The organism is Pseudomonas sp. S60 (genome assembly GCF_016647865.1).
GTDB classification, from domain to species: domain Bacteria; phylum Pseudomonadota; class Gammaproteobacteria; order Pseudomonadales; family Pseudomonadaceae; genus Aquipseudomonas; species Aquipseudomonas parafulva.
The window spans coordinates 26,618-49,477 of the sequence record NZ_JACVVH010000018.1; the positions used below are offsets into that span (position 1 = coordinate 26,618).

Annotated in this window: 18 protein-coding genes, 1 tRNA gene and 1 pseudogene; 14 read left to right on the forward strand and 6 right to left on the reverse strand. The window is 60.8% G+C overall.

Translation table 11 applies throughout. The features are described from left to right. Positions 1-138: 138 nt before the first annotated feature. The gene (locus IAE33_RS11155; RefSeq protein WP_328804855.1) at positions 139-822 is read left to right on the forward strand and encodes an energy-coupling factor ABC transporter permease; all 684 of its coding nucleotides are present in this window, start codon (positions 139-141) and stop codon (positions 820-822) included. 14 nt (positions 823-836) lie between these two features. Here the strand turns inward: IAE33_RS11155 and yacG are convergent, their stop codons facing one another. From yacG to IAE33_RS11175, 4 genes are read right to left on the reverse strand one after another with little or no spacing between them, the layout of a single operon-like run. After that, the gene (yacG, locus tag IAE33_RS11160) at positions 837-1,037 is read right to left on the reverse strand and encodes a DNA gyrase inhibitor YacG (protein WP_028631769.1); all 201 of its coding nucleotides are present in this window, start codon (positions 1,035-1,037) and stop codon (positions 837-839) included. After that, positions 1,034-1,657: a dephospho-CoA kinase gene (coaE, locus tag IAE33_RS11165; protein WP_201163547.1), complete on the reverse strand. Its 624-nt coding sequence runs from the start codon at positions 1,655-1,657 to the stop codon at positions 1,034-1,036. The genes yacG and coaE overlap by 4 nt, the downstream gene beginning before the upstream one ends. Further along, on the reverse strand, positions 1,654-2,523 hold the full coding sequence (locus tag IAE33_RS11170) for a prepilin peptidase (RefSeq protein ID WP_201163548.1): 870 nt from the start codon (positions 2,521-2,523) through the stop codon (positions 1,654-1,656). Before IAE33_RS11170 ends, coaE begins: the two co-directional genes overlap by 4 nt. A 2-nt stretch (positions 2,524-2,525) precedes the next feature. Then, on the reverse strand, positions 2,526-3,734 hold the full coding sequence (locus IAE33_RS11175) for a type II secretion system F family protein (RefSeq protein ID WP_201163549.1): 1,209 nt from the start codon (positions 3,732-3,734) through the stop codon (positions 2,526-2,528). Between the two features lie 212 nt (positions 3,735-3,946). Between IAE33_RS11175 and IAE33_RS11180 the strand changes: the two genes are divergently transcribed. The 8 genes and pseudogenes from IAE33_RS11180 (at position 3,947) to IAE33_RS11215 (ending at position 13,836) form a co-directional block, all read left to right on the forward strand. Then, positions 3,947-4,357: a pilin gene (locus IAE33_RS11180; RefSeq protein WP_201163550.1), complete on the forward strand. Its 411-nt coding sequence runs from the start codon at positions 3,947-3,949 to the stop codon at positions 4,355-4,357. A 70-nt stretch (positions 4,358-4,427) separates the two neighbouring features. Further along, a tRNA-Thr gene (locus IAE33_RS11185) sits at positions 4,428-4,503 on the forward strand. A gap of 160 nt (positions 4,504-4,663) precedes the next feature. Continuing rightward, positions 4,664-5,700 (forward strand): annotated as a pseudogene (locus IAE33_RS11190) (tyrosine-type recombinase/integrase). A gap of 716 nt (positions 5,701-6,416) precedes the next feature. Further along, on the forward strand, positions 6,417-6,953 hold the full coding sequence (locus IAE33_RS11195; protein ID WP_060482387.1) for a sigma-70 family RNA polymerase sigma factor: 537 nt from the start codon (positions 6,417-6,419) through the stop codon (positions 6,951-6,953). Then, positions 6,950-7,915: a FecR domain-containing protein gene (locus IAE33_RS11200; RefSeq protein ID WP_201163551.1), complete on the forward strand. Its 966-nt coding sequence runs from the start codon at positions 6,950-6,952 to the stop codon at positions 7,913-7,915. Before IAE33_RS11195 ends, IAE33_RS11200 begins: the two co-directional genes overlap by 4 nt. An 89-nt stretch (positions 7,916-8,004) precedes the next feature. Then, entirely contained in the window at positions 8,005-10,443 is a 2,439-nt protein-coding gene (locus IAE33_RS11205) for a TonB-dependent siderophore receptor (protein ID WP_201163552.1), read from the forward strand. 1,106 nt (positions 10,444-11,549) lie between these two features. Next, positions 11,550-13,274 (forward strand): ubiquinone-dependent pyruvate dehydrogenase, encoded by a 1,725-nt coding sequence (gene poxB, locus IAE33_RS11210; RefSeq protein WP_201163553.1) that lies wholly within the window; start codon positions 11,550-11,552, stop codon positions 13,272-13,274. A 100-nt stretch (positions 13,275-13,374) separates the two neighbouring features. Continuing rightward, positions 13,375-13,836 (forward strand): GFA family protein, encoded by a 462-nt coding sequence (locus IAE33_RS11215; protein WP_201163554.1) that lies wholly within the window; start codon positions 13,375-13,377, stop codon positions 13,834-13,836. Between the two features lie 66 nt (positions 13,837-13,902). Here the strand turns inward: IAE33_RS11215 and IAE33_RS11220 are convergent, their stop codons facing one another. Continuing rightward, positions 13,903-14,133: a hypothetical protein gene (locus IAE33_RS11220; protein ID WP_201163555.1), complete on the reverse strand. Its 231-nt coding sequence runs from the start codon at positions 14,131-14,133 to the stop codon at positions 13,903-13,905. A 397-nt stretch (positions 14,134-14,530) separates the two neighbouring features. Between IAE33_RS11220 and IAE33_RS11225 the strand changes: the two genes are divergently transcribed. From IAE33_RS11225 to IAE33_RS11240, 4 genes are all read left to right on the forward strand, one after another. After that, a complete protein-coding gene (locus tag IAE33_RS11225) occupies positions 14,531-16,114 on the forward strand; it encodes a hypothetical protein (protein WP_201163556.1) in 1,584 nt (527 codons plus the stop codon). 78 nt (positions 16,115-16,192) lie between these two features. After that, positions 16,193-17,233 (forward strand): DMT family transporter, encoded by a 1,041-nt coding sequence (locus IAE33_RS11230; protein WP_201163557.1) that lies wholly within the window; start codon positions 16,193-16,195, stop codon positions 17,231-17,233. 429 nt (positions 17,234-17,662) lie between these two features. After that, a complete protein-coding gene (locus IAE33_RS11235; RefSeq protein ID WP_201163558.1) occupies positions 17,663-18,187 on the forward strand; it encodes an AAA family ATPase in 525 nt (174 codons plus the stop codon). Positions 18,188-18,367: 180 nt separating this feature from the next. Continuing rightward, positions 18,368-18,898 carry a glyoxalase superfamily protein gene (locus tag IAE33_RS11240; RefSeq protein WP_028631756.1) on the forward strand — a complete coding sequence of 177 codons (531 nt, stop codon included), beginning with the start codon at positions 18,368-18,370 and terminating at the stop codon, positions 18,896-18,898. Between the two features lie 41 nt (positions 18,899-18,939). Here the strand turns inward: IAE33_RS11240 and IAE33_RS11245 are convergent, their stop codons facing one another. Beyond that, the gene (locus IAE33_RS11245; protein ID WP_201163559.1) at positions 18,940-20,868 is read right to left on the reverse strand and encodes an ATP-binding protein; all 1,929 of its coding nucleotides are present in this window, start codon (positions 20,866-20,868) and stop codon (positions 18,940-18,942) included. 213 nt (positions 20,869-21,081) lie between these two features. Here IAE33_RS11245 and IAE33_RS11250 point away from each other — a divergent pair, with 213 nt between their 5' ends. Further along, positions 21,082-22,857 (forward strand): putative bifunctional diguanylate cyclase/phosphodiesterase, encoded by a 1,776-nt coding sequence (locus IAE33_RS11250; RefSeq protein WP_201163560.1) that lies wholly within the window; start codon positions 21,082-21,084, stop codon positions 22,855-22,857. Positions 22,858-22,860: the final 3 nt, after the last annotated feature.

Here is a 22,860-nt window from a genome sequence, read left to right on the forward strand (position 1 = left end):
CTAGCTTAGCTGCTATTAGATGACGATAAGATGCTGTTTGTGCGCAGAAATCGGTTTGGCCGGGGCCAGTCGCCTGGGCAGGCGTGGAATGGGTGTAGACTCAGGTTTGTCCATGCTTTTTTCAGGGGTATTTGGCAGGTGATCAGCGCACACGTTTTGTCCGGTACCACCCTGACACTGGGTTGGCTCGGTTATGTGCCATTGCTGGTGTGGGCTGCGAGCCGGGTGTACTGGGTAGAGCTGGTAACCGACCGGCGCCGCCAGCACCTGCTGTTTGGCACAGTGGTCTGCCTGTTTGCCTTGTGGTTGGTGCGGCGTGATTTCGATACCGGCGTGTCGTACCACTTCATCGGCATGACGGCCGTGACCCTGATACTGGACTGGCCGCTGGCGGTGGTGGGTGGGTTCATGGCCCAGCTAGGTCTGCTGGCGCTGGGGCGGCAGGACCTGGCGGCACTAGGGGTTAACGGCCTGCTGCTGGTGGGCCTGCCGGTGTTGATTACCGAGGCCTGCGCCCTGTGGGTAGAGCGCGCCCAACCAAGAAACCTGTTCGTGTATATCTTCTGTTCCGGGTTTTTCCCGGCAGCCTTGACGGTGGTCGCCTGCCTGGCCGCTGCATTGGGTGTGTTGTGGCTGGACGGCATTTTCGACATGCCCGAGTGGCTCAGCGACTTTGCCGGCTTCTTGTGGTTGATGATGTTTCCAGAGGCATTTATCAACGGCACCATTATCAGTGCGCTGGTGGTGTTCTGCCCGGAGTGGTTGGAAACCTTCAACCGCACCCGCTATTTGCAGGCGCCGTGGAAGGAAGAGGACCGCTGAGCATCAGGATGGGGTTAGTGGCGCGGCTCCAGGTCGCCGGAATACAGCTCATCTTCCGACTCTTCTGCCCCCGGGATCTTGTGTTCCTCCGAAGCCCAGGCCCCCAGGTCGATCAGTTTGCATCGGTCCGAGCAAAACGGCCGAAAGGCGCTTTTCTCATTCCATTCCACAGGTGCGCCACAGGTTGGGCAATCCACGGTCATTGGCTGGCTCATGGCTGGCCTCCTCGTAAAGTCAGGTAAAAATGGTGCAGGCGGTCAATCTGCTCGTGTAGCGCGGCCAGGTCGCCGTCGTTCACCACCACATCGTCGGCATGGCGCAGGCGATCCTCCCGGCTCAGTTGCGCCTTGAGAATGGCCTGCACCTGCTCGGCGCTGGTGTTGTCGCGGGCCAGGGTGCGGGACACCTGCAGGTGGTGCGGTGCATCGATCACCAACACCCGCTGGGTTTTCCGATACTGCCCCGACTCGATCAGCAAAGGTGATACGTACACCGCATAGGGCGATTGCCCCTTGGCCAGGTAACTGAAAATCTCCTGCCCGATCAGCGGGTGCAGCAGCTGCTCCAGCCATTTGCGCTGTACCGGGTCGGCAAAAATCAGCTGCCGCAGCGCGGCGCGGTCCAGTTGCCCGTCTGCCTGCAACACGCCGGGCCCGAAGTGTTCGACGATGCTGGCCAGGGCAGGGCGGCCAGGCTCCACTACCCAGCGCGCCGCCTGGTCGGCATCAACCAGGTGCACGCCCAGCTCGACAAAGCGCTGGGCAGCCGCGCTCTTGCCGCTGCCAATACCGCCGGTAAGGCCAAGAATCCAGGGGGTGAAGGCCGCAGTGGTCATCGGTATCCAAGCAGTTGCATGTAGGAGAGGTGTATTTCATCACCCCAGAGCACAGCAATCCACCCCGCGATGGCCAGATAAGGCCCAAAGGGGATTGGCGTACCCAGCGCATGCCTGCGCAAACCCACCAGGCACAGGCCAACCACCGCACCCACTACCGACGACAACAGCAACGTCAACGGCAGTACCTGCCACCCGCCCCAGGCCCCAATCAGCGCCATCAGCTTGAAGTCGCCAAAGCCCATGCCCTCTTTGTTGGTGAGCAACTTGAACGCCCAGTACACGGCCCACAGGCTCAAGTACCCCGCCACCGCACCCCACAGCGCATCGGAGAGCGGCACATAGAGCCCGGCGCAGTTCACGATCAGCCCCAGCCACAACATTGGCAGCACCAGCACATCCGGTAGCAGCTGGTGTTTGGCGTCGATCAGGCTCAGCGCCAGCAGGCACCAGGTCAGCAGCAATGCCATCACAGCCTGGGCCGAGGGCCCAAAGTGCCACGCCACCGCCAGCGACAACAACGCGCAGGCTGCTTCAATGAACGGGTAGCGCAGGCTGATGCTGGCCTTGCAGGCCCCGCAGCGCCCACCCAAGGCCAGGTAACTGAGCAGCGGAATGTTCTGCCACGCCCGAATGCGCTGCCCGCACCCCGGGCAGTGCGAGGCCGGCAGGCACAGGTCGAAACGCTGGTAGAGCGTAACTGGCAGGTTCAACACCGCTTGCGCTTCACGCCGCCACTGCCGCTCCAGCATGATCGGCAGACGGTGCACCAGAACGTTCAGGAAGCTACCCGCCAACAAGCCAAGCAGGGCCACCAGGGTAATGAAGTACGCCGGCTGCATCGCCAGCAAGTTCCATACAGTCATCGTCAGATCAAACTACCCAGCTGGAAAATCGGCAGGTACATGGCCACCACCAGGCCACCGACCAGCACCCCCAGCACCAGCACGATGGCGGGCTCCAGCAGGCTGGTCATCTGGTCCAGCGTCTGGCTGACCTGTTCTTCATAGTGGCTGGCGGCCTTGTCCAGCATCTGGTCCAGCGTGCCGCTGGACTCGCCGATGGCCGTCAGCTGCACCAGCAACGGCGGGAACAACACCTCCCCAGCCATCGCCCGATGCAGCCCCAGCCCATTGGCCATGCCCTGGCGCAGCCGCAGCACCGCCTGCTCGTGCAGCTCACCCCCGCACACCTTGGCCACCGTGCCCAGCGCATCCAGCAGCGGCACGCCCGCCGTGTACGATGTAGCCAGGCTGCGCGCAAACCGCGCCAAGGCTGCCTGCCCCAGCAGCGCCCCGAACACCGGCACCTGCAGCGCCCTGTGCGCCCACCATAAACGTACCGGCAGATGCCGCCGATACAGCTGCCGCACAGCCACACCCAGCCCCACTGCCACCAACAGCAGCCAGGGTGCATGCCGCCCAAACCCCGCCGCCAGGTCGATCACAAATTGCGTGAACGCAGGCAACGCGGTATTCATGCCTGCGAACAAAGACTCGAACTGCGGAATCACCTCCAGCAACAACACCGCCGACACCCCCAGCCCCGTCAGCAACAGCAACAACGGGTAGATCATCGCTTTACGCACCTTCTTCTGCAGCGCCCGCCGCTGCTCCAGCATGCCGGCAAGCTGTTCCAGTTGCCGGTCGAGCGTGCCCGACTGCTCACCCACCCGCACCAGGTTGCAGTACAGCGCATCGAACCATCCCGGGTGACGCTGCAGTGCATCCGCCAGCCCAAGCCCCGCGTGCAAATCCTGTTTCAATTTACCCAGCAACTGCGCCTGCCCCGCATCGCAACCACTGCGGCCCATCACCTCCAGCGCCTGCAACAGCGGCACGCCGGCCTTGAGCAACGTTGCCAGTTGCCGGCTGAAACCCGCCGGGTCCGCTTTCGCCTGCCGCTTGGGCAACCCCAGCGCCAGCCCGCCAGCAGGCCGCAGACTCACCACATTGATGCCTTGGCGTATAAGCCCCGCCCGCACATAGGCAGGGCTGCGCCCTGCCGTTTGCCCAGTGACCGGCGTGCCGTGGGCATCCGTGCCACGCCAGGTGTAGCGCTGTGTTGTCGCGTTCATAAAAAGGCCTTTTGTGCCCGTGGGACAAGCCTGGAAACAGCTTGCCCCGTCCATGGAAGGGCGCGCGTCCGTGATGCTCACTAGAGTAGATCAGCGATGGCGAAGCCCACGCAGGCAGGGGTGACAAAAGGTGTCTGTTCAGGCCTACTGCGCCGCTGCCGGTGGGGCGCGCCGGCTTTCCAAGTGCATGCGTATCGAAAAGGAAACTGTTCATGAAAGGGCAACGCGGTATCACCCTGATCGAACTGATGATCGTTGTCGCGATCATCGGCATTCTGGCGACCATCGCCTTACCGATGTACACCAACCACCAGGCCCGTTCCAAGGCCGCCGCCGGCCTGCTGGAAATCAGCGCGCTCAAAACCCCGATGGACCTGCGGCTGAACGGTGGCCGCGACGTCACCGACGTCGCCAGCCTGGGCGGCCAGCCCACCACCGCACACTGCGCCATTACCGCCAGCGGCAAGGCCGCAGACGCCAGCGCCAGCATCGTCTGCACCCTTGTCGATGCCCCGGCCAATGTGCTGGGCAAGGCCCTGACCCTGACCCGTTCTCCTAGTGGTTGGGCGTGCAGTACTGACATCGAAGAAGAGCTGGCGCCCAAGGGGTGCAAGGCGCCGTGAGGGTAGGGGAATAAGCCAGCGGAAACAGAGGTTTGCGTAACGGGTGCGGCAGTGGTACGTTGCGCTACACGCCGGTGTAGCTCAGTCGGTAGAGCAGCGCACTCGTAACGCGAAGGTCGCAGGTTCGATTCCTGTCTCCGGCACCAGTTCAGGTTCCAGCGAAGGCCAGCAAAATCTCTGGAACCCCGTAAAACCCGCCTTCTGGCGGGTTTTTTCGTTATGGCGTTCCGTCGGATTCCGACAGCTGCCAGCCGATTTAGGGGTAGCGTTTGGGATAAAGTCGATTCGATAAAGGGGTTTACCCTTATGGCTCGTACTACTGCTCCCCTGACTGACACCGCATGCCGCTCGGCCAAGCCTACTCACCGCCCCTACAAGCTTTTTGACGGTGATGGTCTTTACCTCCTCGTTTACCCCAATGGCCGCAAAGGCTGGCGCCTCCGGTATGTAAAGCCGGATGGGCGCGAGGGGCTGACCTCGTTTGGCAACTATCCCGTCATCGGTCTCGCAGATGCTCGACAGAAGCGTCTGGAGACTAAGCGGATGCTGGCGGAAAGCATTGATCCGCTCGCGTCCAAGCAGCAGGCCAAGGCCGAAGCGGTTGTCAGAGGACACACATTCGAACGCGTTGCCCTGAACTGGCATAAGGAAATGTCCGTGAAGTGGGCGCCTGGCCATTTCAGGACCGCATCGAGAACTACAAGGGGCGCATGCTCACTCGGCTGACAGTCATGCTGTCACTGCATCTGTTTGTTCGGTCCAGCGAATTGCGCTTCGCACGTTGGAGTGAGTTCGACCTGAAGCGCGGCATATGGGGGATACCGGATACGCGACCCGGGTTGGACGGCGTTCCGTATTCGACCAGAGGGACGAAGATGGCGGGCGATATCCATGTGGTCCCTCTGTCACCGCAAGCGGTGGCGTTACTCAAACAGATTCATGCGATCAAGGGGTACTTCGATCTGGTGTTTACCAGTGACGCTCGCTCGTGGAAGCCTATGTCTGAGAACACGGTCAACAGCGCTTTGCGGAACATGGGCTACGACACTAAGACCGAACTTTGCGGGCATGGCTTCCGGTCTATGGCGTGCAGTGCCTTGGTCGAATCCGGGCTGTGGTCAGAGACGGCTATTGAGCGGCAGATGAGCCACAGGGAGCGCAACAACGTTCGAGCGGCGTATATCCACAAGGCTGAGTTTCTGGAGGACCGGCGAAAGATCATGAGTTGGTGGAGCCGTTACCTGGAAGCGAACCGGCAGGAGCATATCTCGCCGCATGAGTTCCCGAATCAGGCCGGGGCAAACGTTTCTAGCCTAAGAGCAAGGCGTGGCGCAGTCGAGTGAGCGCACGGCTTTGAAGCTTCGGTGATCCGCTTTTCCATGCGGGTCCATCCAAACAGGGCTGCGAAGCCGCCCTGTTTGGATGGACCTCACCTAAAAAATCAAAAGCACCCAATCGGCCACTGGAAACCACCGGATTCCGTACACGCCTAACGCCATTTTAAACCGCAAAATCCCGCGGGCGAGTCGCTTGACCCACTCGGATTGCGGGCGTAGAAAAAACAGTGCAAAGGCTGTCGTTGACAGCACCCCAGGTGACCCGAGCCTTCAAAGTCACGCCGCTCTCGCGGTGGCTCTACCCAAGGGCGATTCTCATCCGGCAGCTCGCCCGGTCACTACCCATGTGATGGATGCTCTTACACATATAGCGATCGTGCGCCAGATACGCCGTACCTCGCTGCCCTGCAGCAACCTATCCGCTTGGCCGAAATATTGCGCCAACCTGTGCCCGTCTCTTTCTGCTGGAAAAAGACGGGCACTTCTACCAGTGCTGCAGCCCTGATCGCACAAGGCTTTGCGGCATTCCCCCTCGTGACAATCGGCGTGTGACACGATCGGCGCGAAGACTACGACGCGGTGTATGGCGCTAGTCTGACCGGTGAACCCTCTTGAAAAATGCAAGACAAATACCTAGACCGCAACCCTCCGCCCGATTGCCCACGACCATTCATCCAAGCTACCATTGCTAATAATTCCTATTAGCACAATGGCGTCCTCCCATGAATGCCCCTCCCCGTGCTCCAGCCCCGGGTTTCGAACTGGAGGCACTCTACCGTGCCCACCACGGCTGGATCCGCCAGTGGCTACAGCGCAAGCTCGGTAATGCCCATGATGCAGCGGAGCTGGCGCAGGATGTGTTCGTGCGGTTGCTGACCAAACCCCGCGCCTTCAATGACCACGACCATGCCCGTGCGTACTTGGGGCGCATGTCGCGCAATGCCTGTGTGGATTTCTGGCGGCGGCGGCGGGTGGAAGAGGCCTACCTGGAAGTGTTGGCAGCCCAGCCAGAGCACCTGGTGCCTTCGCTGGAGCATCAGGCCGTAATTCTCGAAACGCTGGGGCAATTGCAGGCGATGTTTGAACGCATGCCCAAGCGGGTGGTCGAGGCGTTTTGCATGGCGCAGTTGCAGGGCATGAAGCAACGCGAGATCGCCGAGCAACTGGGCGTGAGCGAGCGTAGCGTGAACACATACCTGGCTCAGGCGATGTACCAGTGCTTGCTGCTGGAAGTGCAGCTGGATGACGCGCTGACATGAGCAGGGCACACCTGGACCATGCCGTGCTGCAAGCGGCTGCCGGATGGTTTGCGCGGCTGTACGCAGCCCAGCATGATCCAGCTGCCAACGCGCAATGGCGTGCCTGGCTGAACGAAGATGCGCGCCACCGCCTGGCCTGGTCCTATGTAGAAAACATCAACCAGCGTTTCGGTACCCTCGACGGCCAAGCAGAGCAGGCGCGGCAGGTATTCGACAGCGTCCGCCGAGGCCAGCAATCGCGCCGTGCCGTGCTTGGCAGCATCTGCGTGGCGGGTGCAGCAGGGCTGTTGGGGTGGGGCGGCTGGCAGCGGGGTTGGGTGGACTCGCCACGGGCGTGGTTTGCCACATACCGCACCGGCTTGGGCGAGGTGCGGTCGCTCACCTTGGCCGATGGCAGCCAGCTGTGGCTGAACGGCGAAACGGCGCTGGATGTGCAGTTTGATGAGGGCGTGCGGCAGATGCGCCTGTATCACGGTGAAGTCCTGATTGAAACCGGCAAGGACCTTCGGCCCCTGGCCGTGGTGACGCGGGCAGGCCGCATGCAACCGCTTGGCACGCGCTTCAGCGTGCGGGATCAGGGCTTGCAAACGACCTTGAGCGTGTTCGAGGGCAGCGTGCAGGCAACCTGTTCAGACAGTGGTTTGCAAACCACACTGGGCGCCGGGCAAATGCTGGTGTTCGATGCGCAGCAGGCCAGCACATCCACGGCTGCACAAGCCCTGCGCCAGGACTGGAGCCGTGGAGTGCTGGTTGCAGAAGACATGCCGTTGGGCCGAGTGATCGACGTTCTGCGCGACTACCGCCATGGTCACCTGGGCATCGATCCTTCGCTGAACAGCTTGCGCGCGGTAGGTACCTTCCCGTTGCTGGACACGGACCGAACCCTGGCAATGCTTGAGCGTGCGTTGCCCATTCGGGTAGTGCGCACCTTGCCTTGGTGGGTCTCCGTCGAGGCGAACTGAAATAAAACAAAATTCTTTTTCTGGTTTTGAGGTGCTCATGCGCTTGGTGGGATGAGGCTATTTCATTCTACTTCCGCAAGGACCCCTTCATGCTGCTTCGCGACTCTGCTTCCTCGCGCCGTCACCCGCTGGCGCTGGCCATTTTCCTTGCCCTTGGCTGCCACACTGCTGCCGCCCAGGCCGACAGCAACGGCGCAGCGGCACAAGGGGTAATGTATGACATGCCGGCCGGGCCGCTGGCGCGGCAACTGAATCTGCTGGCCAGCCAGGCCGGGTTGTTGATTGGCGGTGATGCCACGCTCACCGCCAACAAGCAGAGCCAGGCGGTGCACGCTACCAGCGTGGAGCAGGCGCTTGCGCAGATACTGGCAGGCAGTGGTGTGCAAGCGGTGCGCACCGGCGAGCGGGAATTCCAGTTGACGCGTCAGGCCGAGGACCCAGCGGGTGTAGTGACCCTGGGCAGCACCACCATCTCCAGTCAGGGCCTGGGCGATGTGACTGAGGGCACCGGGGCTTACGCCACGGGCCGTTCGTCCACCGCCACGAAGCTACCTATGAGCCTGCGCGAGACGCCGCAGTCGGTCACCGTGGTCACCCGCCAGCGCATTGACGACCAGAACATGCAGAACCTCGACGACGTCATGCGCAACGCTACCGGCATCACCATCGTCAAGAACGGCGGCGAGCGTTCGGTGTACCAGGCGCGCGGTCAGTCGGTGGACAACCTGCAGATCGACGGGGTGCCGACCAATATCAGCAACCCTTACTCGATGGATGCCATCTCCAAGCCCAATACCGATATCTACGACCGCGTGGAAATCGTCCGGGGCGCCACCGGCCTGATGGAAGGCGCAGGCAACCCTTCGGCATCGATCAACCTGATCCGCAAGCGCCCAACTTCCGAGCGTCAGGCATTGATCGAGACCTCGGTCGGTTCGTGGGACGACTACAAGACCATGGTCGATCTGTCCTCTCCGCTCAACGAAGCCGGTACCCTGCGCGGCCGCTCGGTGATCTCCTACAACAACGCCAACAGCTACCTGGATACCGCCCAGAAGGAAAACCAGCTGTTCTACGGCATTCTCGAAGCCGACCTGAACGACTCGACCATGGCGACCTTCGGTTTAACCTACCAGAAAGAGCGCAACTCGGGCTACGACTGGTCCGGCCTGCCGACCCAGGAGAGCGGCGAGTTCTACCCGATCTCGCGCTCGACCTCGCTGACCGGTGACTGGAACAAGCTGGACAAACGCAACACGACGATCTTCGCCGACCTGCAGCACACCTTCGACAATGGCTGGAAGTCGGTGATCGCGGTCAACCAGATGTGGGCCAAGTCCGACTTCCTAGGCAACTACACCTTCCCGGGCGGTGCCACCGACCTGTTCACCCTCAATCCCCGGCACTTTCGCTACGACGACACCCAGACCAGCATCGACGGCTACCTGACCGGCCCGTTTCAGCTGCTCGGTCGCCAGCACGACCTGATCATCGGCGGCAACTGGCGCAAGGATGACTTCGACTATCACGGTGGTCGCGATGTGTCCTACCGCTACATCGTCGACATGAACAACCTAGGCGCCTTCGACCCGCCCAAGCCTACCGGCCTCAATGTCAACCAGTGGCAGTACAACCGCACCCAGGAACAGAAAGGTATGTATGTGGCCAGCCGCTTCAGCCTGACCGACAGCACCAAGTTCATCCTCGGCAGCCGTATCAGCTGGTTCACCTACGACACCCTGAACGACACCAACGGCATCCGTACCGCCGATGACTACGATCACTTCTCCAAGAGCGGCGAAGTCACGCCGTACGCAGGCCTGGTGCAGGACCTCAACGAGAACTTGACCGCCTACGCCAGCTACACCGAAGTGTTCAAACCGCAGGACGTCGAAGCCGAGGACGGTGGCATTCTCAAGCCGATGACCGGAAGCAACTACGAGATTGGCCTCAAGGGCGAATTCTTCGACAAACGCCTGCAGACCTCGATGGCCATCTTCCAGGCCGACCAGACCGGTCGTGCCGAGCTGGTCACCTCCAACACCTGCGCCGGCGGCTGCTACCGCTCTTCCGAAAAGGTTCGCAACAAGGGTATCGAGCTGGAAATGAACGGCGAGATCCTGCCGGACTGGAACCTGTCCGCCGGCTACACCTACACCCAGTCTAAGTACATCAGCGGCGAACAGAAGGGCGACGACTTCAACGGCGCCTCGCCACGCCATCTGTTCAAACTGGCCACCGACTACCGTCTGCCGGGTCAGCTCAACCACCTGCGCGTGGGCGGCAGCTTCTATGCCCAGAGCAAGATGACCCAGACCGAGGTCGGCGAAGACTACAAGATCCAGCAGGACGCCTACCACTTGACCAACTTGCATGCGATCTACGAGATCAACAAGAACCTCGAAGTACAGTACAACCTGGATAACGTGTTCAACAAGAAGTATTACCAGACCTTGGGCAACCCCAACTACTGGAACTTCTATGGCGAGCCACGCAATTTTAACGTGGCGCTGCGGGCAAGGTTCTAACTAGCTAATGCGCCGGCAAACTCATTGGCGGCGCTTTGGGAGAGCGGGCTCAGTCGCAAAGCATTCAACGCGGCGGATGGCGCCGGCTTGGCCGGTGTTCGCGGCTGAAGGCGCATCTACGAGGGGCAGCTACAGGTCCAGCCTGTGTGAAAACGCAAGTATGTACGTCAAGTAGCGAAAGAAGCTGAGGCAGCTTGAAATTCGCAGCTGTAAGTGGAGATCGATCCCAGTTGGGCACCGGCCGCGGCCTGTGCTATCTGAGCCGAGGCAGCGGCGAGGATAGCCGCATCCGGGCGCAAAAAACGATTGGACTCATGTCCTGATCGCTTCAATCAGCCCAGCGATGCCAAAGATGCTCATCATTCGTTTGGGATTGTAGGCAGCACGTGAAGGCATCATTTCGATGCTAACTCTCGGTAGGGTTATGGTCAGGCCTCACCTTCAATAAACCGTTTCGTGAACGTCCCCGCCACAATCTCGACGATCAGAAGGTTAGACAATCGCAGTTGTTTTCATAGAGTCTGGGTCGCTAGCTGCCATCTTCGCACGGATTCTGTCGTTCCTCACCTAGCATTTGAGGCGGGGGGGGGCGCTCTTGCTCCCACTAGAGTTCAAAAATCCGGACTCGATTCCACGGAAAGCCATTACTAGCTGATTTATTTATAGATACCCTATGAGATACATCAAAAAATCTACTAAATTCCAACCCCACGGAAACCGGGCGCTCACGGCCAGTAACCGTCCGTCTGTCTCCGCGCCAGTTCAGGTTCCAGCGAAGGCTATCAAAATCTCTGGCCCCCCGGAAAACCTAATGGTCTTGTCATTCACACCCATTTGAGATTCGCCTCCTGCGATTTTCCAATACTAGTGACCCTTCCTTTTTCTCGCCACGGGTCGGTGTCCTAGCGTGACTGCTCCATAACCCCATATTCAAGGCGCCATACATGATTCCCATGCTCTGCTCCCGATATCTTTCTGCAGCCCATCCCGCCCCAACACCGTCACCCCACATGACGATTCCTTCACAGACCTAACCGAACACCCCCCACCCCACGCCTGTCTCTATTCCCATCGATCACTTCTTCCCGTTCGCACCAGGAGTTCTCATGGCAAAGATCAACATGGCCCAGCAACTGGCTTCCACCCTCGAACAGGCCGGTATCAAACGGATCTGGGGTCTCACCGGCGACAGCCTCAACGGCCTTACCGACGCCCTGCGCAGCATGGACAGCATCGAGTGGATGCACGTGCGCCATGAGGAAGTCGCAGCCTTCGCCGCCGGTGCAGAGGCTGCGGTCACCGGCGAGCTGACGGTATGCGCAGGCAGTTGCGGGCCGGGTAACCTGCACTTGATCAATGGCTTGTTCGACTGCCACCGCAACCGGGTGCCGGTGCTGGCCATCGCCGCACAAATCCCGTCCTCGGAGATTGGCCTGAACTACTTCCAGGAAACCCACCCGCAGGAGCTGTTCAAGGAATGCAGCCATTTCATCGAGCTGGTCAGCAACCCGGCGCAGATGCCGCAGGTACTGCACCGGGCGATGCGCTCGGCCATTCTCAATCGCGGTGTAGCAGTGGTGGTGATACCCGGTGATGTGTCGCTGTTGGAGGTGGAGGAAAAGCCGGCAGCCTGGCCTGCGTTGCAGCAGCCGCGCATCCTGCCAGCCGAAGCCGACTTGCAGCGCCTGGCCGAGTTGCTGGAAGACAGCCACAAGGTAACCCTGCTGTGCGGCAGCGGTTGCGCGGGTGCTCATGACCAGGTGGTGGCGCTGGCCGATGCGCTTGGCGCGCCGGTGGTCCATGCGCTGCGGGGTAAGGAGCACGTGGAGTGGGACAACCCTTTCGACGTTGGCATGACGGGGTTGATTGGCTTCAGCTCCGGTTACCACGCGATGTTGGGCTGCGACACGCTGGTCATGCTGGGCACCGACTTCCCTTACCGGCAGTTCTACCCGAGCGATGCCAAGATCGTACAGGTTGACCGTGACCCGCAAGCGCTTGGGCGCCGTGCCACCCTGTCGCTTGGCATCGCTGCCGATGTCGGCGAAACGCTCAACGCGCTGCTGCCGCGCCTGACGCGCAAAACTGATCGCCGTTTCCTGGAGGACTCACTGAAAGCTTACGGAAAGGCGCGCCAGGGCCTGGACGACTTGGCGGAGCCATCCAAGGGCGACCGGGCGATCCATCCGCAATACGTCACGCGTCTGCTCAGCGAACTGGCCACCGAAGACGCGATATTTACCGCTGACGTGGGTTCGCCCACTGTCTGGGCAGCGCGTTACCTGAAGATGAATGGGAAGCGTCGCCTGGTTGGCTCGTTCAACCACGGCTCGATGGCCAATGCCATGCCACAGGCCATGGGCGCGCAGGCAGCCTTCCCGGGTCGCCAGGTCATCTCGATGAGTGGCGACGGTGGGTTCAGCATGTTGATGGGGGACTTCATTTCGCTCTCGCAGCTGAAATTGCCCGTGAAGGTAGTGGTGTTCAACAACGCCTCACTGGGTTTCGTCGCCATGGAAATGAAGGCGGCTGGCTATCTCGACACCGGCACCGACCTGCACAACCCTGATTTTGCCGCCATGTCCAATGCCATGGGCATCCTGGGGATTCGCGTAGAGCACTCGGAAGACCTGGAAGACGCCCTGCGCCGTGCACTGGCGCACGATGGCCCGGTGCTGGTCGACGTGGTCACCGCTACTCAGGAGTTGGTCATGCCGCCGGCGATCAAATTGGAGCAGGCCAAGGGCTTTAGTCTGTACATGCTCAAAGCGGTAATGAGCGGGCGCGGTGACGAGGTGCTGGACTTGGCGAAGACTAACCTGCTGCGCTAGCGGCTGCGCGTGGGAGGCATTCACGGTTCAGGCCGATGGGTATACATTCAGAGCCTGTGCCGTGAGTCTTCAAGTTAGTTTCCTATACTAGAGAAACGCCATGACTGATGAAAAAAGCGATGATCGCCCTGTTTACCAAGCAGCCTGCCATTGCAGGACAGTGCGGTTTTCGCTGCGCTTGACCGACGGCCTGCGAACCGCACGCAGGTGCAACTGCTCACTCTGCCGTATGCGAGGTGCTGTGGCGGTATCGGCCAGTCTGGGGGATATCACTGTCACCCAGGGGCAAGAGGCGCTGACCCTTTATCAGTTCAACACTCGCGAAGCCAAGCACTACTTCTGCTCGAAGTGCGGTATCTATACCTTCCACCAGCGCCGCTCTTCGCCCGACCAGTACGGGGTCAATGTTGCGTGCATTGAGGGGATGAGCCCGTTTGATTTTGCAGAGGTGCCTGTTAATGAAGGGCGTGTTCATCCCAAGGATCGCGCAGGGGGAGGCTCCAGTATCGCGGGATGGTTGCGGTACGAAAGCAATCCAGATTCTGTTCAGGAGAAGGGCTAGAAGGGTAGGGCCATGTCTGGTCAAATCCTTCCAGACATGGACCATGGTGACGAATCCGCCGCTCCTTCAAAATTTCTGACGTTCCTGAACGAGCGGCTGTTTGCGATCTGTCATGGCATCTGCGTCGACGCCAATCCCGTCGAACCAAGCGTCCCATGTCCCGTTACCGATGGCTGTAATCTGGTCTCGATCAGCGTTGATCCCACCATCCAGCCCTAAATCATCAATCAGCGAAACCACATCGGACTGGTTCAGTGCTTGGTCCTCGCAACTCGCCATTACTTTTGACTTTTCCATGGTGCACCTCGCATAAGTCCTCAGCCCCCGCACCCCCGTCGCCACACGGTTAAGGTGGCCGCTGTACGCAGGTTGGCGAACCGAGGAAAAGGAACCCGGCAGACCCTAAGGTCTCCCACGCACAGCCGCCATTACTCGAAACAGCACCCCTAAAAAAGCGCCTGCAGTCGTGGTTGTAATGCTGTCGCGCCTTCTCGTTCAGGTCGCCGAGAGCGATCAAGCAATGTACGTCGACTAAAACAACGTATCGCTGGCTGTGGCTGTTCGCAAGTCGCGCTCCTGTAAGGCTTCTCGCTGGATCACGTAGGGGCAATCTGCACAAGCTCAGTCGTTCCCCTAATGAAACATGATGGCCTGCCGATATCATTGCAACACCCACGCCCGGCAGGACGCCCCCATGGTTTCGATAACAGCAACCTATCGCCTGGACCAAAGCGCCACCCTTTCGCATTCATCTCCAGCGATCGCGGGCAAGCAGGCCGCTACTCCAATCGCCGATACGCCATCCTCGCCGAGCAGTCACGTCGTTCTCGCCCAGGCCCCTACCGGCAATGATCCAGACATCTATTCCCGCCATAGCCTGCTCTCAGCCCGCACCCGCTATGCCTGGGAAAGTGACAGCCAGAATACGTTATCCACAACCCTGCAAACTGCGTTCGAGTCGTCCAGAACCGCCAGCCGCTTCAAGGGTATCGGCGGCGCGCTCATGCAGCAGCTGGCGCTAAATGGCGGTAACAGCATTTCCCAATCGCTATTCACCTACACAGATAACGCGCCGCTAACTGCGGATGAACTCAAGCTCCAGCAACAGAACCTGCGCAATCACCCGGACAACGGCGTTACGTTCAACCTCACCACCGCTTCCGGGGCTACTGTAAAGCTGTTGTTGGCCAGCAGCGAAAAGGGCTTGGCTGCCAGCGCCGAAGTTGAAGGTGCTGAACTCACTGCTGATGAGCTGAAGGGGCTAGGCGAACTGGCTGATTCATTCCAGTCCGCTATCGATGGCTTGTATGAAGTACCGCCGCAACTGAAATTGGGCAGCCTGGTAAAGCTTGATCCAGCGGTGTTTACGTCACTGCAAATGACGGCAAAGCTGGAAACCCCGAGCGGCGAGCAGGCCTTTGATCTGGCACTCAATGACAAGGCGCGAAGCCTCAGCCTCAAGGGCCCATCCGGCCAGGTGAAACTTAGCCTGGACACACAGGATGCCGAGTTACTGGGTAACCGCGCCCAACGCAAAACCGCAATCGACAATTACCTGAACCAGTTCGACGCGGCGCAAAGTCGTGGGCATGGCGACAGCCACCTGGTGGGCCTGCTCAAAGATGCATTCACCGCGCTCAACAGCATGGATGACAACCGCCAGCCGGTTACTCAGCGGCCGTTGCCGCTGACCGATAAGGACCGTGCCCTGTTGAGTGGCTTGGCAGACTTCAAAGCATCGATCAGCGAGAACGCACGCAGTTCAAACCCGATGCGGCCAGATGAAGTGGACAGTTTCAGCTTCAACCTGTCGCAGACCACGTCTATCAATGGGCGGGCCTTGCAGAACTTGTCCGTTGAGCAGCATCAGCAGAGCAAACTGCAGGCTTCGTTCCATCGCGCTATTGGCCAGCAGGGAGCCCTCAATCTGGATAACGACCGCAAGTCGCAGAACTACACCTATCACCTGATCGATGACCAGGCGAGCAGCAGTACGCGCCTGGCCTACGATGAGGGGATTCTGGTAGAGGCCAGCGCCACTCAGCAGGCAAGCCAGAAAGAGCGAGTGCTTACTTACATCCAGGGCGATCTCAAGGACGATGTGACCACGCCCAAAGCTGTTACCCAGTCGCGTAACTTGCTGAAGGTTCTGAACGATACATTTGAGCAGAGCCGCCATGCGCAGAACGGTTGGGACGCCTCGGTGCTTGAAGAGGCGCTTCAGTCCCAGCGGAGCCGCTGGATGCTACAGGTAAATCCCGCGAAGATTGCTCCCTGATGAGGCTGGCTTGTGCGTGCGGGCAGGGCACGGGAGGGGTATCGTTCATACCAAGCCCACTGCACTACGGACCGTACCATGACCAACAGCATCGTCTACGCGCTGGGCGCCGCATTACTGTTCGGTGCAAGTACCCCATTGGCCAAGTTCCTGGGGCTGGGCATGTCTCCGGTCCTGCTGGCCGGCTTGCTCTACCTGGGTAGCGGCGCAGGGCTGACCATCACCCGCCTTGTTCGCGACCGTGGCTGGACGCCTACCGGCCTGGCCGCAGCAGAGTGGCCATGGTTTTTGGGCGCAATCGCCTTTGGTGGAGTGCTGGGGCCGGTCGCATTGATGTTTGGCTTGGCCCTCACCTCTGGGACTACCGCGTCGCTGCTGCTCAACCTTGAGGCCGTGCTGACGGCGGTACTAGCCTGGATCGTGTTCAAGGAAAACGCCGACCGCCGGATTGTCGCTGGCATGGTGGCCATTGTCGCGGGGGGCGTGTTGCTGGCCTGGCCGCAGGGCCCCACTGGCGTCCAGGGCTGGTTGGGGCCATTTGCAGTGGCGATCGCGTGCATGTGCTGGGCTGTGGATAACAACCTGACGCGCAAGATCTCGGCGTCCGACGCGTTGTTCATTGCGGGCACCAAAGGCGTGGTAGCGGGTGTGGTGAACACAGTGCTGGCCATTGCGCTTGGCGCGCATCTACCAGAGCTGGCGCGGCTTGGGCCGATCTTGATCGTGGGCTTTTTGGGCTATGGTTTCAGCCTAGTGCTGTTCGTGCTGGCATTGAGAGGGCTCGGGACTGCACGTACGGGGGCGTACTTCTCGATTGCGCCGTTCCTTGGGGCTGCCATCTCCATTCTGTTCATGGGCGAGGCTGTGACCGGGTTGTTCTGGGTAGCTGCTGCGCTGATGGCGCTCGGCGTGTGGATACACCTGACCGAAAGCCATGCCCACGAACATCAGCACCTGCGCCAGCTACATGCTCACCGGCATGTGCATGATGAACACCATCAGCACGACCATGACTTCGAATGGGATGGGACGGAGCCTCACAGCCATCGGCATGAGCATTTGCCGATGCGCCACAGCCATGCGCACTTTCCGGATATTCATCATCGGCATCAGCATTGATGAAGCAATGAGTTCTTGCACTGCATTCTTGCCTCCTACGCCAAGGCGGGCTTTATCCGACCTTTGGGATGTTGCCTCCACAGCCGCGCCCCAATAGAGTCTTCAGTCGCCATCGCAGGCGCCGCTGTGTGCAGGATGTCACTCTAATGGTGGCTGTGTGTGGGCAGGCCTCGGCCTGGCCGGGTTTCCAAGCTTCCCGGTATTCCTACCCTGCACACAGCTGTCACCCAATCTCGTGGAAAGGATCGTGGCAGTTCCAACCTGAACTTGGTACCTCATGGATGCTTGTTTCAAGTGCACACACGATGCTCATCAGCCAGAGCGTCAGCGGACATTGCGGCAAGCTCATGTGCGGGCGAAGCGTAGCAACCAAGGGCTGCCGTTCCCGCACCGACATCAACAACACCCCTCATTCGAAAAGGAGTTCACGTGCAAAGGGTCATGATCGTCGGCCAACCCGGCGCCGGTAAAAGCACATTGGCCCGCCAACTGGGCGAGCGCACGGGCCTGCCGGTTATCCACATCGATACCATCCATTGGCAACCTGGCTGGGTAGAACGCAGCCGGGACGAGAAAACCCGTCTGTGCCATGAAGTAGAAGCCGGTGATCGATGGATCTTCGAAGGCGGTCATTCGCAAACCTGGGATACCCGCCTGGCCCGTGCCGACGTTCTCATCTGGGTCGACCGCTCCCTCGCGCTCAGGTGCTGGCGCGTGGTTTTCAGAACCTTGTCGAACCGGGGCCACACGCGCCCAGACCTGCCGGAGAATTGCCCGGAATTGCTCGGCAACCTTCCCGAGTTCTTCAAGTACATCTGGTCATCGAGAAACACTGCGCGTGCCAAGATGGAACAGTTGGCGGCCACCGCGCCTGCGGAGTGCCAGGTGGTGCGCCTGCGTTCCAACCGGGAAACCACAGAGTTTCTAGCGTCAGTAGGGCCAGTGCTCACTTAACACCGCCCCGCCTTCCGGCCCACCCTCACACCCTGTACTATCGCCCCCAGGCCAATGCTGCCTGCCGCTCGCTCCGTTCCGGAAAGGTGAAAGCATTTCAACACCTCATTCCTGCACATCCTCTCTTCAGCCGAGGTTTGGCAATGCGAGCACCGGTCTGCTTCGGCTTCAGGAGGCAAGATGTCGACTATTGATACCGCCAAGCGCATGGCCAAGGCACTGCGTGCATCCCTGGCAACCCGGGACCAGAACCTGCCCCATTCCGCGGCGCTGGAAATCGTGGCGCAACAGTTGGGTTACAAGGACTGGAACACCGCTTCGGCAATGCTCCCCACGGCACCCGACCCTTCAGCAATCCGGTTCGAAACAGCCATCCCCATTCTGCGCATGTTCGATGAAGCGAAAGCCCGAGAGTTTTACCTGGAGTTCCTCGGCTTCACGGTCGAGTTCGAACATCGCTTTGAAGCGGACCTGCCGTTGTATATGGGTATTCAGCGCGACGGGCTGAAAGTGCATCTGTCCGAGCACCATGGGGATGCCAGCCCGGGGAGCACGCTGTTTGTACCAATGGTGAACATCGAACGCCTGCGCGATGAGTTGGCCGCCAAGCGGTATGGGTATGGGCGGCCGGATATTGTCGAGCAAGGGTGGGGCAAGGTGCTGGAGGTTTACGACCCGTTTGGCAACCGTATTCGGTTTTGCCAGGGGTAGGCCGCGCAGCCTGCAAGTGATCGAGCGATGGCGCCCTGCGGTCACGGTTGGGTTGTGGTGTTTGCCTCGGTAAACATGCCTTCCACACAGGCCTTGAACTGCTGCAGGGTAAAGGGCTTGGGCAGTAGACGGGTGCGGTCCTGGCGCTCTGCCAGTTCGGCGGCACCGTCGATCAACCCGGAAATGAACAGCACCCGCAGCCCCGGCACCCGTGCCCGGGCGCCTTCGGCAATGTGGTCACCGGCCAGGCTGCCAGGCAGCACCAGGTCGGTCACCACCAGTTGCAGGTCTGGGCGCTGGTCGATGTGCTGCAAGGCCTCAGCAGGGGCGGTCACCTCGATCACCTCGAAGCCGAGTTCCTTCAGGGACTCGGCAACCAGTTCACGGATCGCTGCCTCGTCCTCGATCACCATGGCACACCCACGCTGGCTGGCGGGTTCACCTGCTGATTCGTCTACAGGCGCCGCAACAGCGGCAGGTGCGGGGTCACGGTAAATCGGCAGCAGCAAGCTGACGGACGTCCCTTCGCCCATCACCGAGTCAATCAGTGCCGTGCCCGACGCCTGGCGGGCGAAGTCCTTGACCATCGACAGCCCCAGCCCGGTACCCGAGCCGAGCGGCTTGGTGGTGAAGAAGGGCTCGAACGCCCGCTCCGCCACGCTGGCCGGCATGCCCATGCCCGTGTCGGTCACACAGATTTCCACGTATTCGCCGGCTGCCAGCTCGGCATGGCCCGCCCCGATCGCCACCTTGCTCACCCGCACCTGCAAGCGGCCCCCCTGTGGCATGGCGTCGCGGGCGTTAATGCACAGGTTCAGCAGGGCGTTCTCCAGCTGATGCGCATCGCAGTAGCACAGCGCCGAGCCCTGCGAGGGCTCGAACTGGAATTCGATGCGCGGTGTAAGGGTTCTGGACAGCAGGTCTTTCATGTCCTCGATCAACAGCACCGCGTCCACCGTCGCGCTGGCCAGCGGCTGCCTGCGGGCGAACGCCAGCAACCGGTGGGTAAGGGTGCTGGCCTTGCGCGTGGCCGTTCTGGCCAGCGCCAGGTAGCGGTCCAGCTCGCCGTGGCGGCCTTGGGCCAGGCGCTGCTCGATCATGTCGTGGCTGCCGCTGATCACGGTGAGCAGGTTGTTGAAGTCATGGGCCAGGCCACCGGTCAGTTGCCCCAGCGACTCCATCTTCTGGCTTTGCTGCAGTTGCGAACTCACCCGCTCGAAGGCCTGTTGGCGCTCGCGGTACTGGGTAACGTCCCGGGCTACGGCGCAATACATACCGGCAAGGCTGGTGATGCGCCAGTTCAGCAGCAAAGGCTGGCCGTTGCTGCGCACGCTTTGCGTGTCCAGTTCGGCGATGGGCTTGCCGTTGAGTTCGCGCAATGCATCTGCCAGCTGCGCTGGCGAGATAAAACTGTAGAATGCGCCGGCTTTGAGCTGCTCCTCGCTCCAGCCTGTCGCCAGCTGCCACGTCGGGTTCATGGCCAGTAGCTGGCCGCTGTCGGACAGGGTGCAGATCAGGTCCGGGGATACGTTCCAGATACTGTCCCGTTCATCGGTACGGCGTTCCACTTCGTCTTCCAGGGTTCTGTTCAAGTGGTCCACGGCGTTGAGGTTGCTGCGCAGCAGCGAGCAGATCGTCGCCATGCCCAGCGTCACCAAACCGAAACTCAGGCTGTTGGCCCAAGCTGTCCAGTCTGCGGCGAACCCTAGTGGGCCGATGAAAAAGTACTGTGCAGCCAGCACCGCCAGGGTGCAACCCAGTACCGAAGGCCCGGCGCCGAACCAGAAGCCGATCAGCATCAGGCCGGGTATGAAGAACAGATAGGGGAGTGCGGCAGGCGACATCTGCGCACGGGCGGCGCAACACAACGCCACTACCAGCACGGCGCCGAGGTAACGGCTGGCAACACTCAGTTGCACCCGTTCCAGGCGCTGCAAAAGGGCGACGATTACACGTTTCAACCAGGTCAAGAATCACTCCGGAATAGTCTGGAATTCATCAGTACGAACCTGCAACACAACAGCAGAGCCTCAGGGACTCATAGGCGAGATAACAGGCACCGTCCAATAGATTTTTTTGGCCGCAGCCCCCTTGGGCTTTCATTGTCCTTAACAATAAATGCCAGATAAGCTGGCATTGTGCCTTATAGGCTACGATTCAAAGGTACTTCAACCGGAGTTTTCATGGACAATTTAACGATCCTGCAAGACGAGCGCTTGCGCCTGGTTGAAGTGGACCGCCTGACTTCCGAGCTGGCGGGCGGCTCCGACCCGGTACTCAACAGCATAGTCAACATGCTGTGTGCCTACTTCGACGTGCCCACCGTACTGGTCAGCGTGGTAGACCGCGACTATCAGGTGTTCAAGGCCAAGATCGGCCTGGCGGATGACCGCACCCCCCGGGACGTGTCGATCTGTGCTCACGGGCTTTGGCAGGAGTCGGTGCTGGAAATCTGCGACACCTTGCAGGACGCCCGCACTGTGGATAACCCGCTGGTACAGGCCAGCCCGCATATTCGTTATTACGCGGGTGCCCCCTTGGTGATTCGCCCCGGGGTGAGCCTGGGTGGCCTTTGCATCATCGACCATGAGACTCGGCCGGCGTTGTCCGAGCGGGACCGCAACCTGCTCAGCAACGCCGCCAGGGTTGTGGTCGAGCGCCTGCAGTCGATCCACCAGCAGAACTTCTACGACCCCATGACCGGCCTGCCCAACCGCCGCCGTTTCGAAGCCGACTTCAAGGATGCGGCGGCGCTGACGGGCCAGGTGGCTATCTTCATCGAGCCGATATCGGCCGCCGGCATGGACAGCCTGTTCAAGGCACTCGGTATCGAGTTCTTTACCAATTTCATGCTGGCGGTGAAAGAGGTCCTGATGGCGGCGCTACCGGACGGTTGCCGCCTGTACCGGCCCAGCACCCTGGGCTTCATGACTGTGGTGGGTGCCTGTGACGCGTCCGTGTTGGGCGCCCGGCTGGGTGAACTGGTGCGTTCCCTGAGCGGCCCGCTGCACAGCGGTAACGTGCCCGTTGTGCCGGACGTGGGCATCAGCGTGCTTGCATTGGGCGTGGATGTCGACCCGTCGCTGGACATTCTGCGGCTGATGGCGAGCATGACGGACGCCGCGCGCAAGGCCGACCAGCGCTGGCTTGCCTACGACCCGGTGGTGGATGCCAGCCTGCGGCGCAACACCGCCATTCTCAACGCCCTGGAAGCGGCACTTGCCGCGCCAGACCAGCTCAGCCTGGTGTACCAGCCGCGCATGGACCTCAACAGCAACCGCTGCGTGGCGGTGGAGGCGCTGTTGCGCTGGGTGCACCCAACCCTGGGCCAGATCAGCCCGGCAGAGTTCATCCCGCTGGCAGAAACCACGGCGTCCATCCGCGGCATTACGCGCTGGGTCATCAGGCAGGTGTGCCAACAGATCGCTGACTGGCGGGCCCACCAGATCACCCTGCAGGTGTCGCTCAACATCTCGGCGCTCGACCTCGGTGACGGGCAACTGTATGACGACCTGAACAAGGCACTGGCTGAATATGACGTCAGCCCTGCGCAGGTCGAGCTGGAGTTCACCGAAAGCGCACTGGTTACCGACTTCGACACGGTGCATGAGCAGCTTCAGCGTTTCCGCGCCCTGGGCGTCGCGATCGGCATCGATGACTTCGGCAGCGGTTACAGCAACTGGATCTACCTGCGCAAAATCCCCGCCACCAGCGTAAAGCTCGACCGCTCCCTGCTGGTGGAACTGCAACCGGGCGGCAACGACTGGCATATCGTACGTGGCCTGGTCAGCCTGCTGCGTGACCTGCGCCTGACCGTGGTCGCCGAAGGCGTGGAGACCGACCTGCATCACCATGTGTTGCGTGGGTGGGGCTGCGATCAGGGGCAGGGCTATTATTACGCCAGGCCCATGCCGGCAGCGGACCTTGCCGCGTGGTTACAGCAAGGGCGGCAAACCTGAGGC